Raw genomic sequence first — 13,777 nt, forward strand, 5'->3', positions numbered from 1 at the left:
TTGGCGTCCCCACGGGGATTCGAACCCCGGTTTGCGCCGTGAGAGGGCGCCGTCCTGGGCCTCTAGACGATGGGGACCCATGTCGCAGCCCTTGGAACGGGCCATGCGAGGCGCACCTGATACAGGAGCGGCCCGTGCCGCGCAAGCCCTTTCCAGGCCGCGGCGAATTGCCATGCCGGTTCAGGGCGTTGCGGACCGGGGCGCGGCGGATTCCCCGGGGCGATCGTCTGATTCATTTTGTCGAACGAGATACTTGCATAAGGGGAACGGGCCGGTATATTGCGCGCCTGCGACCGGCACCCTCCGGTCGCCGGACGGCGCCGATGCCGCTCCGATCTGCCGAGCGGGCGTAGCTCAGGGGTAGAGCACAACCTTGCCAAGGTTGGGGTCGAGGGTTCGAATCCCTTCGCCCGCTCCAAATTCCTCCGAAATTTTCAAGCAAGCCAGGCGCGGATTTCCTGCTGCGCCGGCCTGGTCCGCGCCGCTATGGTATCTGGCGTTATGGTGTCTGCCGTTATGAGCACCCGGAAATCGAAGGCGCCCGAGACGGGCAAGGCCGCGCGCCGCGGCGCCAAAGGGCTGCGCCAGTTCCTCGATGCCGGGCAGCAGCGCCGGTGGCTGGACGGCCAGGCCGAACCGCGCGACGCCGATCAGCGCCCGGACTCCCCGGAATTGCGCTTCAAATACCTGCCGCGATACCAGAAGCTGATGCGCCAGCCACAGGCGCAGGATGTGCGCGGGATTCTGCGGCTATACGGCCGGACCTGCCTCCCCATCCCGCGCCGCACCGAGCGCTACTACTGGTCGGTATCCTGCCTGCCATCCACCTCGGACAAGCCCCTCACCCGCGTCAATGCGAGCTGGATGGAGCTTTTCTCCCTCTATGCCGACGGCGACGGCCTCCGGGCCAGATTCCTGGTGCATCTTTCCGATTTCACCGCCGAGCGTTCTTCCGCTCAGAACCTGGTGGATGAAGAGCTGCTCGAAGGCTGCGTCGCGGCGCCGGAAGACCTTGGCTATTTCTTTCCGCGCAGCGACGACCTGCTCGGCATCTATGTGCGGGGCGCCACCTCAATTTGCAAATTCCTCGCCTCCGGCCCCGTCCTGCGCGCCATCCGCGCGTTCAACCTGACCCATATGAACCGCGGCCGGAACGCCTATCAGGCAAGCCACTGCTACAGCCTGGCGGATCACATGCTGGACGATTGATCGGCGCGCGCCGCCTCCGCCCGCGCCTTCCTCAGGCGCGCGCGTCGGGCACCTTGTGGGATTCCGGTAGCGGCATTGTTTAACCGAGTCTTATCCGGACGGAGTTCGGGCTTATCGGGTGCATCCGATACCTTCACCCTCTCGCAAACGGGAGAGGGGTAGACTCGGTGCGTTAATCCCTCGCCCGCATCGCGGGAGAGGGAAGGACCCACCACGCAGCGATGGGAGGGTGAGGGTTTACGCCGGATATGGAGCATGGCCCGCCGCGACGCGTGCGAGGTCCATTGGATGCCGAATGAGGTCCATTCGGTGCTGAGTCAGATCCATTTGGGTCTGACCAAGGTCTATTTCGTGCTCATTCAGGTTCGTTTCAGCTTCGCGCGTGTTCGCGGACGCTCGCGCGTGTTCGCTGGTGTTCGTTCGGCTTCGTTTGTGTTCGCGCGCATTCGCAGCAGCGCATACATATGCAAACTGCCAAAGACTGGCAGTGGACAAAAAGATTCACGATGGGCAAGAGCGCGTCAGTGTAATTTAAAATGACATAGGAAACATATCGCATGGGCCCTAAAGTAACTCATGGCACCTTTTCCGTGATCTCCGGATCGCGGAATCGAAGTCGCAGCCTTTTTCCGCCTGTGTCACCGTATCGAAATAGAGCTTGTGCCACGCCGCCCCTTGCCTGACGGCAACAGCGGCAACAGCCGCCGCCCACCCGCTCACAGCAGGCTGGCCAGCCGCTCCTTCTGCGTCCTGAGATTCAGCTGCGCCGTCAGCCGGGAAATCTCCAGCAGATGGTCTTTCAGTTTCACCTTCGCATGAGTCTGCAGCCAGGTGCCGACCTCGCAAAGCCGGTAAAGGCTCGGCGAGCCCGTGACCACCGGCGGCGTAAACGGCACCGTCACGGTCCTGATCTTGCCGGTGGCATATTTCTGGATGTTCTGCCGCGTCATCTCTGCGGCCGCCGCGATCTCGGAGAGGTTGACCAGATCCGGCCCGGCCTCGATCAGCACGGCCTTCGGAATTGCCTTGCGGACATCCTTCATGGCCGACCGGATCGCCGCTCCGGCGCTCGCGGCCTGCCGCATGAAGGACAGCCCGATGCGGCCGGGCACCGCGACGCCCACCACGGCATCGTCGCAGCCGGCCTCGAAGAGCGCGTCGAGATACGACTCTGCCCTGGCATCGCTCCGGGGCAGCGCATAGACAAGACTGAATTCGTAGGTCTTCATCGCGCCCACCTCTCCTTCCGGCTCTGCTTCCGGCCCCCGTTTCCGGCCGCTACTTCTTCCTGCCATCGGCGAAAATGCAGCGATCGACGACGCGGCGGATGTGATTGGCATGGTTCCGGGGCACTCTGGGCGTGGACCAGATGCTGATCTGGCAGAACTCGCCGCATCTGCACTCGCTGCTGTTGTCAGGGCAGCGCAGAATGCCCAAGGCATGCCCCGTCGCCCGTGCAACGTCCACTTCCTGGCCAGCGCATGTTCGATCACGCGCTGGATGTCATCGTCGGGGTGATCGCCCTTGATCTTTCTGCCCAATCGACTGCTCTCAGATAGGCTGTGAGTTGTCATGTGTCAACCGGAACCGTCATCGGATGACGGCGGGTCGCTCAGACCGGTGCCGAGGCAATGGGAACATTTACAGTACAACCGGGCCGCAATTACAAGCCCGGCAGCGTCGCGCTTTACAAATTTGTCCGCAGAACCCGGCCGAAACCGGGCGCAGGTCACGGCACCTTCTTCGTGATCTCCGGGATCGCGAAATCGAAGTCGCAGCCGCGCTCCGCCTGCGTCACGGTGTCGAAATAAAGCCGCTCGTAGCCGCGCCGCCCTTCGCCTGACGGCAGCGGCGGCAGGGCCGCGCGGCGCTTCTCAAGCTCAGCCTCCTCCACCAGCAGGTCGATGCGGCGGCCTGCGGTGTCGAGCCGGATGCGGTCGCCGGTTTTCACCAGAGCCAACGGCCCGCCGGCGGCGGATTCCGGCGCGATATGCAGCACGATGGTGCCATAGGCCGTGCCGCTCATCCGCGCATCGGAAATGCGCACCATGTCTTTCACGCCCTGCTGCGCCAGTTTTTTCGGGATCGGGATATAGCCGGCTTCCGGCATGCCCGGCGCGCCCTTCGGCCCGGCATTGCGCAGCACCAGAATGTCGTCCGGTGTCACGTCGAGATCGGGCGCGTCCAGCCGCGCCGCCAGATCGGCAAGCCCGTCGAAGACCACGGCGCGGCCTTCATGCTGCAAGAGGCTCTGCGTCGCCGCGGCCTGCTTGATGATGGCGCCGTCGGGCGCGAGATTGCCGCGCAGCACCGCCATGGCGCCGTTTTTATAGACCGGCTGCTTCAGCGGCCGGATCACGGTCTGCGGCCAGGAGGGCGGCGCGGCGGCGATGATCTCGCCCAGCGTCCTGCCGGCGACGGTGAGGCAGTCCTGCTCCAGCATCGGCGCCAGTTCGCGCAGGATCGGCATCAGCCCGCCGGCCTTGTAAAGATCCTCCATGTAATGCTGGCCGGTGGGTTTGAGATCGACCAGCACCGGCGTCTCGCGGCCCATCGCGTCGAAGCCGTCCAGATCGACGCCGATGCCGCACCGGCCCGCCATCGCGGTCAGATGGACCAGCGCATTGGTCGAGCCGCCAATGGCAAGCAGCACGCGCAGCGCGTTGCGGAAGGCCGCCGGCGTCATGATCCTGTCCGGCGTCAGGCCTTCGGCCGCCATCGCCACGGCGCGCGCGCCGGTCTGTTCGGCGAGGCGGCGGCGTTCGGCATGCACCGCCGGCACCGCCGCGCCGCCCGGCAGCATCATGCCGAGCGCTTCCACGGCGAGCGCCATCGTGCTGGCCGTGCCCATCACGCCGCAGGTGCCGATGGTGGGCGCCAGTTCGGAATTGACCTCGTTGATTTCCTGCTCGCTCACCTCGCCGGCGCGGTAGCGCGCCCAGAAGCGGCGGCAATCCGTGCAGGCGCCGAGCTTCTCGCCGCGCCAGGACCCGGCCAGCATCGGCCCGGTGACGAGCATGATGGCCGGCACATTGGCGCTGGCCGCGCCCATCAGCAAGGCCGGCACGGTCTTGTCGCAGCCGCCGAGCAGGATCGCGGCGTCCATGGGCTGGGCGCGGATCATCTCTTCCGCATCCATCGCCATCAGGTTGCGCAGATACATGCTGGTGGGATTGGAAAAGCTTTCCTGGATCGAGATCACCGGAAAGGGCACCGGAATGCCGCCGGCCAGCATGACGCCGCGCGAGGCGGCCTCGATCAGGTCGGGCACGTTGCGGTGGCAGGCATTGTAGCCCGAGCCGGTATCGACGATGCCGACGATCACCCTGTCGAGCGCATCGTCGCTATAGCCCATCGCCTTGATGAAGGCCTTGCGCAGGAAAACCGAAAACTCGGCATCGCCGTAATTGGCGAGATTGCGGCGCATGCCCGAAGGCTTGGACGCTTTGGAACTGGTCTGGGGCATCGGGCCGGCTTCCTCCAAAGCCGGCAGGTTTGTTACTTGCGGCCGGATTGTCAACGGAAAGCCGCCGGCCGGCGCCCGCCGGGGCGAACGAAGGCCGACAGGATGCTCATGCCGCGGGCGAAGGATCGCATCAGCGCAGGCGGGCAGCGATTTCGGCGACGAAGCGGCAGCCGCGCTCGAACTGATCCCGGGTGATGAATTCGTCCGGCTGATGCGCCTGGGCGATCGCGCCCGGACCGCAGACCACCGTGGACATGCCGGCTTCCTGGAACAGGCCCGCTTCGGTGCCGAAAGCGACGACCTGCCGTTCGCTGCGGCCCAGTATGGCGGCGACCAGCCGCTCGGCTTCCGAAACCGGCTCCGGGCGCAGCGGCGCCACCGCGGCAAGCCGGCGATGCTCGACGCGATAGCGCCCGAGCCGGCCCGGCAACGGGCTGTTTGCGATCTCCTGCAAGCCCGCCTCGATCCGCTGCAGCAGGGCGGCGCTGTCGGCATCGGGGATCGGCCGGACCTCCCAGGTCAGCGCGCAGCAGGCCGGCACGATGTTGAGCGCGGTGCCGGATTCGAAAAGACCGATATTGAAGGTGGTATAGGGCGGCGACAGGCCGGCGATGCCGGTGCGATGCCGGCGCGCCGCCGCTTCCAGTTCGCCGATCAGATGCGCGAATTTCAGGCCCGGTTCGAGCGCGCTGAGACCGAGATGCGGCTGGCTGGAATGCGCCGCCGCGCCATGGAATTCGGTGCGAAACACGAACGCCCCCTTATGCGCGACGGTCAGGTTCAGTTCGGTCGGCTCGCCGATGATGGCGATCGCCGGCGCATGGCGCCTTGCCAGGGCCTGCACCAGCCGCGGCGCCCCGAGGCAGCCGAGTTCCTCGTCGTAGGAGAAGGCGAAATGCACCGGCCGGTCGAGGCCGGCCCCGGCCAGAGCGGGCGCCGCCGCCAGGCAGGCCGCGATGAAGCCCTTCATGTCGGCGGTGCCGCGGCCGAACAATTTGCCGTCGCGCTCGGTCAGGGCGAAGGGCGGGCTGCTCCAGGATTGGCCGACCGCCGGCACGACGTCGGTATGGCCGGACAGCACGATGCCGCCGGGAACGTCCGGCCCGATGCTGGCGATCAGGTTCGCCTTGCTGCCCTCGTCATTGCCGATCCGCTCCAGCCGGAAGCCGAACGGCCGCAGATAATCCTCGATCCAGGCGATCAGACGCAGATTGGACTGCGCGGATGTCGTATCGAAGCCGATCAGCCTGGCCAGGATGCCGAGCGCATCCGGCATCAGGCGGCCAGGGCTCCGGGCCGGAAGCGCTGCTCGGCCAGTTGATCGGCGACGATATGGGGCGGCTTGTCCTCGCGCTCGGATTGCAGGAACACCTCGCCCAGGCGCGCGGCGATGCCGCGCACGCGCGCTTCCACCACCGCCGGCGCCTCGCCCAGCCGTTCGGCGGCAAGCTGGATCATGCCGCCGGCATTCACGACATAATCGGGCGCATAGAGGATGCCGCGCTCGTGCAGGGCGCTGCCGTCCTCCGGCCGGGCCAGCTGGTTGTTGGCGCCGCCGGCGACGATGGCGACCTTCAGCCGCCCGACCGTGCGGGCGTTGATGACCGCCCCCAGAGCGCAGGGCGCGAAGAGATCGACCTCGGCATCGACGATCGCATCCGGCGCCAGCGCCTGCGCGCCGAAACGCTCCGAGGCCAGCCGGACATGATCGAAGATCACATCCGTCACCGTCAGCCTTGCGCCGGCTTCATGCAGCAGGCGGCAGAGATTCATGCCGACATTGCCCAGGCCCTGCACGGCGACGCGGACGCCGGACAGGCGGTCCGTCTTCAGCTTGTGCTTCACCGCCTGCTGGATGCTGACGAAGCAGCCCAGAGCGGTCATCGGCGAAGGATCGCCCGAGCCGCCCTGCTCGCGCGGCATGCCCATGACATGCCGGGTGCCGCGCCTGATCTGCGCCATGTCGGCCGCCGTGGTGCCGATATCCTCGCCGGCGACATAGCGGCCGCCGAGCCCTTCGATGGCGCGCGCCAGCGCATCGAGCAGGCCGGCTGTCTTCTTCTGGTCCCGGCCGAGCATCAGCACGGACTTGCCGCCGCCGAAAGGCACATCGGCCATCGCCGCCTTGTAGGTCATGCCGCGCGACAGGCGCAGCACATCGGCGAGCGCGCTGTCCTCGTCGGCATAATGCCAGGCGCGGCAACCGCCGATCGCCGGGCCGAGCGCCGTGCTATGGACGGCGACGATGGCTTTCAGGCCGCTCTCCGGATCGGCGGCGAAGACCACCTGTTCGTGATTGTCGAAATGCGGATTGGAAAAGACGGACATGGCGGCCTCCGGGAAGGATTTTCCCGAAGGCTAGCCGCCCGGTGCCGCGCGGTATTGGCGAAAAGGCGGCGCACGTTTTTCCAATACCGCCATGCCGGACGCCTCTAGGCTTGCGGCCACACGCCAGGGAGGACGTCATGGATCTGGAAATCGCCGGGCGCAAGGCGCTCGTCTGCGGTGCCTCGCAGGGTTTGGGCTTCGCCTGCGCCGCGGCGCTGGCGCAGGAAGGCGTGCTCGTCACCCTCGCGGCCAGGCGGGCCGAGGCTTTGGCAAAGGCCGCCGCGGCGATCGCCGAACGCTGCGGCCAGCGGCCGGCGACGGTGGCCGCCGATCTGAGCAGCCCGGAGGGACGGCAGGCCGTGCTGGCCGCCTGCCCGGAGCCGGACATTCTCGTCACCAATGCCGGCGGCCCGCCGAGCAAGGATTTCCGGACGATCTCCAGCGCCGACTGGTCCGCCGCCCTCGACGGCAATTTTCTCTCCGCCGTCGAGCTGATCCGCGGCAGCATCGACGGCATGATCGCGCGCCGGTTCGGCCGCATCGTCAACATCACCTCGATGACGGTGCGCATGCCGGTGCAGCAGCTCGACCTGTCCAATGCAACGCGGCTGGCGCTGACGGGCTACGTCGCCGGCGTCGCCCGGCAGGTCGCGGCGCATAACGTGTCGATCAACAACCTGCTGCCCGGAACGATCGCCACCGAACGCATCCTGCAGCTTGGCGACACCGCCCGGCGCCTGATCGAGAAGGTGCCGGCCGGCCGGGCCGGAAAACCGGAGGAATTCGCCGCCGCCTGCGCCTTCCTGTGCAGCGCCAAGGCCGGGTTCATCACCGGCCAGAATCTGCTGGTCGATGGCGGCCTGTGCCCGATCACGGTCTGACCTAGAGCGGTTTCATTTGACTTAGTCAAATAGTTTCATAGAGTCCGCCCCATGGCACGGCGCGATCTGAACAATCTGGCCCAGTATTGGCGGGACCGGCGGGTTCCCGGCCTGACCCTGCTCTGCGCCGATTTCACCACCCAGGAATTCGCGCTGCACAGCCACGATGCGCTCGTCATCGCCGTCACCGAGACGGGCGGCGCCGAGATCAAGAGCCGCGGCGAAATCCACCGCGCCGTCTCGGACAGCGTGTTCGCCTTCAATCCGGCCGAGCCGCATTGCGGCTGGATGGGCTGGAGCCGGCGCTGGTGCTACCGCTCGATGTATCTCACCCAGTCGGCGCTCGACATCGTCGCCGATGGCCTCGACCTGCAGCAGATTCCGTACTTCACCCACAACATGATCAGGGACCGCGCCCTGTGCGCCAGTTTCCTGGCGCTGCATCGCGCCCTGCAGGACAGCGTCGACGCCCTGCATGAAGAGGAATTGCTGCTCGCCTCCTTCGGCACGCTGTTCAGCCGCTACGGCAGCAGCGCAAGACGCCGGGCGGAGTTCGAGCGGCACGACAATACGCTGCTGGCGCGCGCCATCGACCTGATGAAGAGCCGCTACGACGAGCCGCTGACGCTCGATGACCTCGGCGCGGTGGTCGGCCTGCGCAAGGTGCAGCTCATCGCGCTGTTCAAGCGCCATGTCGGGATGGGCCCGCATGCCTATCTGACGCAGATCCGGCTCGGCGCCGCCTGCCGGCGGCTGAAAAGCGGCGAACCGCTGGCCGAGATCGCCGCCGCCACCGGATTTTACGATCAGAGCGCGATGAACCGCCATTTCAAGCGGGCCTATGGCATCACCCCGCGCCAATACGCCCAGGCCTGCTGAGCGGTGAAAATTTTATCCAATACCGGACCGTTCCGGCCGGATACCCATTGCCGCCGATTCTCCTAGTCCGACTGCGAGGCTATCGTGCATCTCTTCTGTCATGACCATCCCAGGACGCTCACCCTCGAAACCAGCGTTGTCGATGCCCGTCCCGGCCGCGTGCGGCTGCAGCAGACGCCGTTCTATCCCGGCGGCGGCGGCCAGTTGCCCGATCGCGGCGCCATCCGCTGGCAGGGCGGCGATATCGGCGTCGTCGGATTCGAGTATGCCGACGGTGCCCTGTGGCATCTGCTGGCCGAGCCGGTCGAGATGCAGGGCACGGTCGAAGCCGTGGTCAATCCGACGTTCCGCCAGATGATGCGCGAGCTGCATACCGGCACGCATATCCTGAATGCCTTCGTGTTCCAGGATTTCGACGGCGCGCTGGTCACCGGCGTGCAGATGAACGACGACGGCACGGCGCGGATGGATTTCGACGTCCCCGAGGCGGACAACGACCGCCTGCGCGCCCTGGAGGAGCCGATCAACGACATGATCCGCCAGAACCGGCCGGTGCGCTGCGCCTATGTCCCGTATGAGGAGGCCAAGCAGGTGCATGGCCTGATCCGCAGCCGTTCGGTGGCGCCGCCGCCGACCGAGGACGGCCGCATCCGCATCGTCGAGATCGACGGGCTCGACCGGCAGGCCTGCGGCGGCACCCATCTGGATGCCACCGGCGAGATGCGCGACGTGAAGATTCTCAAGATCGAGAACAAGGGGCGGCATAACCGCCGCATCCGCATCGGCCTGGTCGGCTGAGGTTCGGCAGCGGCGGAGGCGGCCGGAACGGCTATTGCCCGCCGCGCTGCCTGTCGGCGGCCTTCTGCCGTTCGATCTCCGCCTTCAGCGCGCCGGGGTTTTCCTCGGGCACGATCCAGCGCGTCTGGTAGACCTCCACGGAGTCGAAGATTCCACCATCCTTGAAATAAGGATCCTGCGCCATGTAGCGGTCCAGGGCGGCGCGGTCCTCCATTTCGAGGATCATCAGGCTGCCGGCAACCTTGCCGGCCTCGTCCAGCAAAGGCCCGCCGAACTTGAACGCGGACTGCTTGTCCGCGATGAACTCGAGATGCGCCAGGCGCCGCTTCGCGCGCAGATCACCCGTGGGTTTGTCCTTGGCCACCAGAACGAAATACATCGCAACCTCCCAAGCCTGAAACCAGCATTTGGATAACAAGACACTGCCCAGGCGTATTGGCGATTCGTCGCCGCCCCGGCAAGGCGCCACTTTTTGCCAATACAAAAACGCGGCGATCGGCAGGACTATATATCATCCGCTTCCGAAGGAGACACCATGATCGCCCGCATCTGGCAAGGCTGGACGACACCCGACAAGGTCGCCGCCTATCGCCGCCATTTCACCACATCGGTTCAACCGCACCTGCAAACCCTGGATGGCTTTCGCGGCTGCTATCTGCTGGAAAGCATCGGACAGCGCGAGACGGCGATCACGGCCGTCACCTTCTGGGAGTCGCTGGATGCCATCAAGGCCTTCGCCGGCGAGGATATCTGCCGCGCCAACGTGGAGGATGCCGCGGCGGCGGTGCTGGTGCGCTACAACACGACGGTCGAGCATCACGAAGTCGCGGTACAGGCAATGCCGGTGCAGGCAGCGCCGGTCATTCCGCCGCCATCAACTGCCGGCTGATCACCAGGCGCTGGATATCCGACGTGCCTTCATAGATCTCGCAGACCCGCACATCCCGGTAGATGCGCTCGACCTCATACTCGCGCAGATACCCATAGCCGCCGAGCGTCTGGATCGCATCATGCGCGACGCGCTCGGCCACCTCGGTGGCGAACAGCTTCGCCATCGACGCCTCCTTGAGGCATGGCACGCCGGCATCGCGCAGGCTTGCGGCATGCCAGACCATCAGTTCCGCCGCCTGCAGCCGGGTCGCCATATCGGCCAGCCGGAAGCCCACCGCCTGATGCTCGATGATCGGCTTGCCGAAACTCCTGCGCTCCTTCGCATAGCGCAGCGCGATCTCGTAGGCGGCGCGCGCCATGCCGATCGCCTGGGCGCCGACGCCGATGCGGCCGCCTTCCAGATTCGACAGGGCGATGTTGAGGCCCGCGCCCTCCTCGCCCAGCATCTGGCCGGGTTCCACCGCGCAGTCGTCCAGAACGACATGGCAATGATCGAAGGCCTGCTGCCCCATCGTCTCCTCAATGCGCGCCGCCCGATAGCCCGGCGCGTTCGTCGGCACCAGAAAAGCGGACAGGCCCTTCTTGCCGGCCTTGGGGTCGGTGACGGCAAAGATCAGCGCAACATCGGCGCTTTTGCCGGACGTGATGAACTGCTTCGAGCCGTTCAGGACGAAACGGTTGCCCTTGCGCCGCGCCGACGTGCGGATCGCCGCGGCATCGGAGCCGGCATCGGGCTCGGTCAGGCAGAAGGCGCCGAGCATCTCGCCGCGCGCCATGGCCGGCAGATGGGCCCGCTTCTGCTCTTCCGAGCCAAATTTCTGGATACCCATGGTGACCAGGCTGTTATGCACGCTGAGCATGGTCGAACAGCCGCCATCGCCGGCGCCGATCTCCATCAGCACCTGCGACAGCGCGACATAGCCGGCACCGGCGCCGCCATATTCGGGATCGATCAGCACGCCCATCAGGCCGATCCGGCCCAGCTCGGCCAGCAATTCCCTCGCCGCACCGCCATGCTGCTGTTCGCGCCGCCTGGCGAAAGGCGCCAGACGCTCGCGCGCGAACCGCCGCGCGACATCGCGGATCTGCTTCTGCTCTTCGGTCAACTGCATAGCCATCCTCCCGTTCGCGGCGAGGATGGGGAAAAGCTGCGGAGCCGTATTGGGAAAAATTCGCAATCCTACGGGACCGAGAGAAACCGCACGCCATGGGCCGGCAGCGAAACCGGCAGCGTTTCATGCACGGCATCGGCCCGGACATGCTGTCCGCCGATCAGATCCACCATTCCGCCGCGGACTTCCATATCCCCGAGCACCGCAAGCGGCAGGTCCAGCTTCAGCGGCCTGGCGCTCCAATTGAGCAGGACGAGCACGCCGTCTTTCGCGGCACGGCCCGGCCTGACATAGGCGAGGAGTTGATCGAATGGCTCCAGAGCCAGAAAACGGACACCGTTCGAGCGCAACGCCGCATGGCCGGCGCGCAGCGCGATCAGCCGGGTGTACCAGGGCCGCAGATCGTAGGGATCGCCCCAGGTGAGCGGCGGGCCTTCCTCATAGGGGCGGAAAGCGGCGCCGATCTCCTCGCCCGTATGGATCTGTGGCAGGCCGGGCAGGGTCAGCAACATGGCCGAAGCCAGGCGGGTACGCGGCAAGCCGTAGCGGGTGATGAAGCGCTGGCCCGTGTCATTGTTGTTGAGAAAGCGGAAGACCAGCGCATCCGGCGCTTCCTGCGAGGCGGCAATAGCCGCGCGCAGCAGCCGCGCCGTATGCGCCTCGTCGTCGAAGGCCGGGCGCCAGGCCCAATGCCCCAGCTCCCCGGTCCAGTCATAGGCGGCATCGAAGCCGTTCCTGAAATAATACGGATCGCGCGCCGAGGCCTCGGCCAGCAGCAGCAGATCCGGCTTGATGCGCTTCAATTCCCTGCGCCAGCGCGACCAGAATTCCGGCGCCCGCTGGCGCGGCCCCCAAGCCGCATCGACACGGAAGCCGTCGACATCGAATGCGCGCAACCAGTGCGCGAAGGCGGCGATGACCCATTGCTGCACTTCCGGATTGTCGTAGTTCAGGTTGATCAGGTTGGTCCAGGTGAAATAGTGGCTGGCCCGGCCCGAGGCGTCGCGATCGAAGAAGGCGTAATAGGGCGACGCCGTCCCGCCGGCTTCCGCATCCTTGAAATAGGGATGCTCCGAGGAAACGTGGTTGGGCGGAACATCCATGATCACCCGCATCTTGCGCGCATGCGCGGCACCGATCAGATCGCGCAGCTCGGCGGCGCTGCCGAAATCCGCGCGCAGCCGGAAGTAATCGGTCGAGCCATAGCCGAAATCGTCCTCCGTCGTCGCCGTGATCGGAGAGAGCCACAAGGCGGTGACGCCAAGCGCGGCCAGCTCGTCGAGCCGCGCCGTGACATCGGGGAACCGCCCCGCGCCGAACAGGAATGGCAGCACGCCATAGACGACGGCCCGATCCACCCAGGCGGGATGGCCGCGGGCGAGATCGACCGGCTCGATCCTGCCGTTGGCGGCGCAGAACATCGCCGTGCTCTCGTCGCTGCGCCCGGCGGCGTCGGTGACGCGCAGCAGCACGCGATATTCGCCGTCGACGTCTTTGCCGGCAGCGGCCGGCAAAGACAGCATGATCCGCTTGCCGTTCGCCGGCAGGCCGGCAAGCGGCGCGGGATTGCCGGGCCGCGCGCTCCATTCATACCGGATGAAAGGTGCCGGATGCCGCGGCGCCGGTTCGCTGGCGCCGGCATCGAGGGCCACGCCGTCCTTCTCGGGTACGACGCGGATCCAGGCCTTGGGCAGATTGGCGATGCGAGCGAACCAATGCTGTTGCGCCACAGCGCCCCGGCGCGCGCCGTCCTTGCGGCATTCGGCCTCGACCAGGTTCTCGCCGGGAACCAGCGGCAGGCGCGCCGAAGCCTGCCCATGGGCAGGCCGCGCGATCACGGCCGCGACCGGCGAGGTGAACAGGACGCTGTCGCAGGCATCGCCGGAGACCTGCGCGGTGACCGGCTTGTCCAAAGTCCAGGCATCGCCGCCGGCGGTATTCAGCGCCACCGGCGTTTCGTTGCTGGCGCAGCCGGCAAGATACAGAGCCAGCCCGATCAGCCCGGCTGTCAGATATCGCCGCCGGATTCGGCGCTGGTGGCGGCGTTGCAATGTCGGCGGCACCTTAGGATTCCTCTTGCTGGCGCGTCCCCGGCCAAGCAGATAATCCGCTCAAGGCGCGAACAAAGCTGATACGATATTCTAGTAGTCAAGGCCGCGCCCGTTTTTGGGACCGATATTGACGTGCGCTCGGACGCATCCTTAATTTCTCAT

13 protein-coding genes and 2 tRNA genes are annotated in these 13,777 nt (G+C 66.4%); 7 read left to right on the forward strand and 8 right to left on the reverse strand.

Going from position 1 to position 13,777, the window contains the following annotated elements; genetic code table 11:
* Position 1: 1 nt before the first annotated feature.
* A tRNA-Glu gene (locus VF194_RS06800) sits at positions 2–77 on the reverse strand.
* Between the two features lie 266 nt (positions 78–343).
* On the opposite strand from VF194_RS06800, the gene VF194_RS06805 reads away from it, so the two are divergent.
* From VF194_RS06805 to VF194_RS06815, 3 genes are all read left to right on the forward strand, one after another.
* Positions 344–418, forward strand: a tRNA-Gly gene (locus VF194_RS06805).
* Positions 419–516: 98 nt separating this feature from the next.
* Complete coding sequence (locus VF194_RS06810; protein WP_330889341.1) at positions 517–1,209, forward strand: hypothetical protein; 693 nt, start codon at positions 517–519, stop codon at positions 1,207–1,209.
* A 255-nt stretch (positions 1,210–1,464) separates the two neighbouring features.
* A complete protein-coding gene (locus VF194_RS06815; RefSeq protein WP_330889343.1) occupies positions 1,465–1,749 on the forward strand; it encodes a hypothetical protein in 285 nt (94 codons plus the stop codon).
* A gap of 176 nt (positions 1,750–1,925) precedes the next feature.
* On the opposite strand, the gene VF194_RS06820 is transcribed toward VF194_RS06815, so the two are convergent.
* The 4 genes from VF194_RS06820 to VF194_RS06835 form a co-directional block, all read right to left on the reverse strand.
* Positions 1,926–2,438, reverse strand: coding sequence for a hypothetical protein (locus VF194_RS06820; protein ID WP_330889345.1), 513 nt, complete (start codon positions 2,436–2,438; stop codon positions 1,926–1,928).
* A gap of 500 nt (positions 2,439–2,938) precedes the next feature.
* Entirely contained in the window at positions 2,939–4,675 is a 1,737-nt protein-coding gene (locus tag VF194_RS06825; RefSeq protein WP_330889347.1) for an IlvD/Edd family dehydratase, read from the reverse strand.
* Positions 4,676–4,805: 130 nt separating this feature from the next.
* Positions 4,806–5,951, reverse strand: a complete 1,146-nt coding sequence (gene argE / locus VF194_RS06830; protein WP_330889349.1) for an acetylornithine deacetylase — start codon at positions 5,949–5,951, stop codon at positions 4,806–4,808.
* Complete coding sequence (locus VF194_RS06835; RefSeq protein ID WP_330889351.1) at positions 5,951–7,003, reverse strand: Leu/Phe/Val dehydrogenase; 1,053 nt, start codon at positions 7,001–7,003, stop codon at positions 5,951–5,953. Before VF194_RS06835 ends, argE begins: the two co-directional genes overlap by 1 nt.
* A 137-nt stretch (positions 7,004–7,140) precedes the next feature.
* On the opposite strand from VF194_RS06835, the gene VF194_RS06840 reads away from it, so the two are divergent.
* The 3 genes from VF194_RS06840 to VF194_RS06850 all read left to right on the forward strand — a co-directional run bounded on the left by VF194_RS06840 (position 7,141) and on the right by VF194_RS06850 (position 9,561).
* Positions 7,141–7,884, forward strand: a complete 744-nt coding sequence (locus VF194_RS06840) for an SDR family oxidoreductase (protein WP_330889353.1) — start codon at positions 7,141–7,143, stop codon at positions 7,882–7,884.
* A 51-nt stretch (positions 7,885–7,935) separates the two neighbouring features.
* Positions 7,936–8,763: an AraC family transcriptional regulator gene (locus VF194_RS06845; protein ID WP_330889354.1), complete on the forward strand. Its 828-nt coding sequence runs from the start codon at positions 7,936–7,938 to the stop codon at positions 8,761–8,763.
* 84 nt (positions 8,764–8,847) lie between these two features.
* Complete coding sequence (locus VF194_RS06850) at positions 8,848–9,561, forward strand: alanyl-tRNA editing protein (protein ID WP_330889356.1); 714 nt, start codon at positions 8,848–8,850, stop codon at positions 9,559–9,561.
* Positions 9,562–9,592: 31 nt separating this feature from the next.
* On the opposite strand, the gene VF194_RS06855 is transcribed toward VF194_RS06850, so the two are convergent.
* A complete protein-coding gene (locus tag VF194_RS06855; RefSeq protein ID WP_330889358.1) occupies positions 9,593–9,940 on the reverse strand; it encodes a YciI family protein in 348 nt (115 codons plus the stop codon).
* Between the two features lie 156 nt (positions 9,941–10,096).
* On the opposite strand from VF194_RS06855, the gene VF194_RS06860 reads away from it, so the two are divergent.
* Positions 10,097–10,450 carry an antibiotic biosynthesis monooxygenase family protein gene (locus VF194_RS06860; RefSeq protein ID WP_330889360.1) on the forward strand — a complete coding sequence of 118 codons (354 nt, stop codon included), beginning with the start codon at positions 10,097–10,099 and terminating at the stop codon, positions 10,448–10,450.
* Here the strand turns inward: VF194_RS06860 and VF194_RS06865 are convergent.
* The gene (locus tag VF194_RS06865; protein ID WP_330889362.1) at positions 10,422–11,564 is read right to left on the reverse strand and encodes an acyl-CoA dehydrogenase family protein; all 1,143 of its coding nucleotides are present in this window, start codon (positions 11,562–11,564) and stop codon (positions 10,422–10,424) included. The two genes, VF194_RS06860 and VF194_RS06865, sit on opposite strands and share 29 nt — an antisense overlap.
* 68 nt (positions 11,565–11,632) lie before the next feature.
* Complete coding sequence (locus VF194_RS06870; RefSeq protein ID WP_330889364.1) at positions 11,633–13,627, reverse strand: alpha-amylase family glycosyl hydrolase; 1,995 nt, start codon at positions 13,625–13,627, stop codon at positions 11,633–11,635.
* Positions 13,628–13,777 lie beyond the last annotated feature (150 nt).

It is taken from the genome of Ferrovibrio sp. (assembly GCF_036381655.1).
GTDB lineage: Bacteria > Pseudomonadota > Alphaproteobacteria > Ferrovibrionales > Ferrovibrionaceae > Ferrovibrio.

Excerpts from the sequence above, each read along its gene's own strand:
- VF194_RS06825 (WP_330889347.1), bottom strand. The coding sequence starts at position 4,675 with ATGCCCCAGACCAGTTCCAAAGCGTCCAAGCCTTCGGGCATGCGCCGC.
- VF194_RS06845 (WP_330889354.1), top strand. The coding sequence starts at position 7,936 with ATGGCACGGCGCGATCTGAACAATCTGGCCCAGTATTGGCGGGACCGG.
- argE (WP_330889349.1), bottom strand. The coding sequence starts at position 5,951 with ATGCCGGATGCGCTCGGCATCCTGGCCAGGCTGATCGGCTTCGATACG.
- VF194_RS06855 (WP_330889358.1), bottom strand. The coding sequence starts at position 9,940 with ATGTATTTCGTTCTGGTGGCCAAGGACAAACCCACGGGTGATCTGCGC.
- VF194_RS06820 (WP_330889345.1), bottom strand. The coding sequence starts at position 2,438 with ATGAAGACCTACGAATTCAGTCTTGTCTATGCGCTGCCCCGGAGCGAT.
- VF194_RS06815 (WP_330889343.1), top strand. The coding sequence starts at position 1,465 with ATGGCCCGCCGCGACGCGTGCGAGGTCCATTGGATGCCGAATGAGGTC.
- VF194_RS06860 (WP_330889360.1), top strand. The coding sequence starts at position 10,097 with ATGATCGCCCGCATCTGGCAAGGCTGGACGACACCCGACAAGGTCGCC.
- VF194_RS06840 (WP_330889353.1), top strand. The coding sequence starts at position 7,141 with ATGGATCTGGAAATCGCCGGGCGCAAGGCGCTCGTCTGCGGTGCCTCG.
- VF194_RS06835 (WP_330889351.1), bottom strand. The coding sequence starts at position 7,003 with ATGTCCGTCTTTTCCAATCCGCATTTCGACAATCACGAACAGGTGGTC.
- VF194_RS06810 (WP_330889341.1), top strand. The coding sequence starts at position 517 with ATGAGCACCCGGAAATCGAAGGCGCCCGAGACGGGCAAGGCCGCGCGC.
- VF194_RS06865 (WP_330889362.1), bottom strand. The coding sequence starts at position 11,564 with ATGCAGTTGACCGAAGAGCAGAAGCAGATCCGCGATGTCGCGCGGCGG.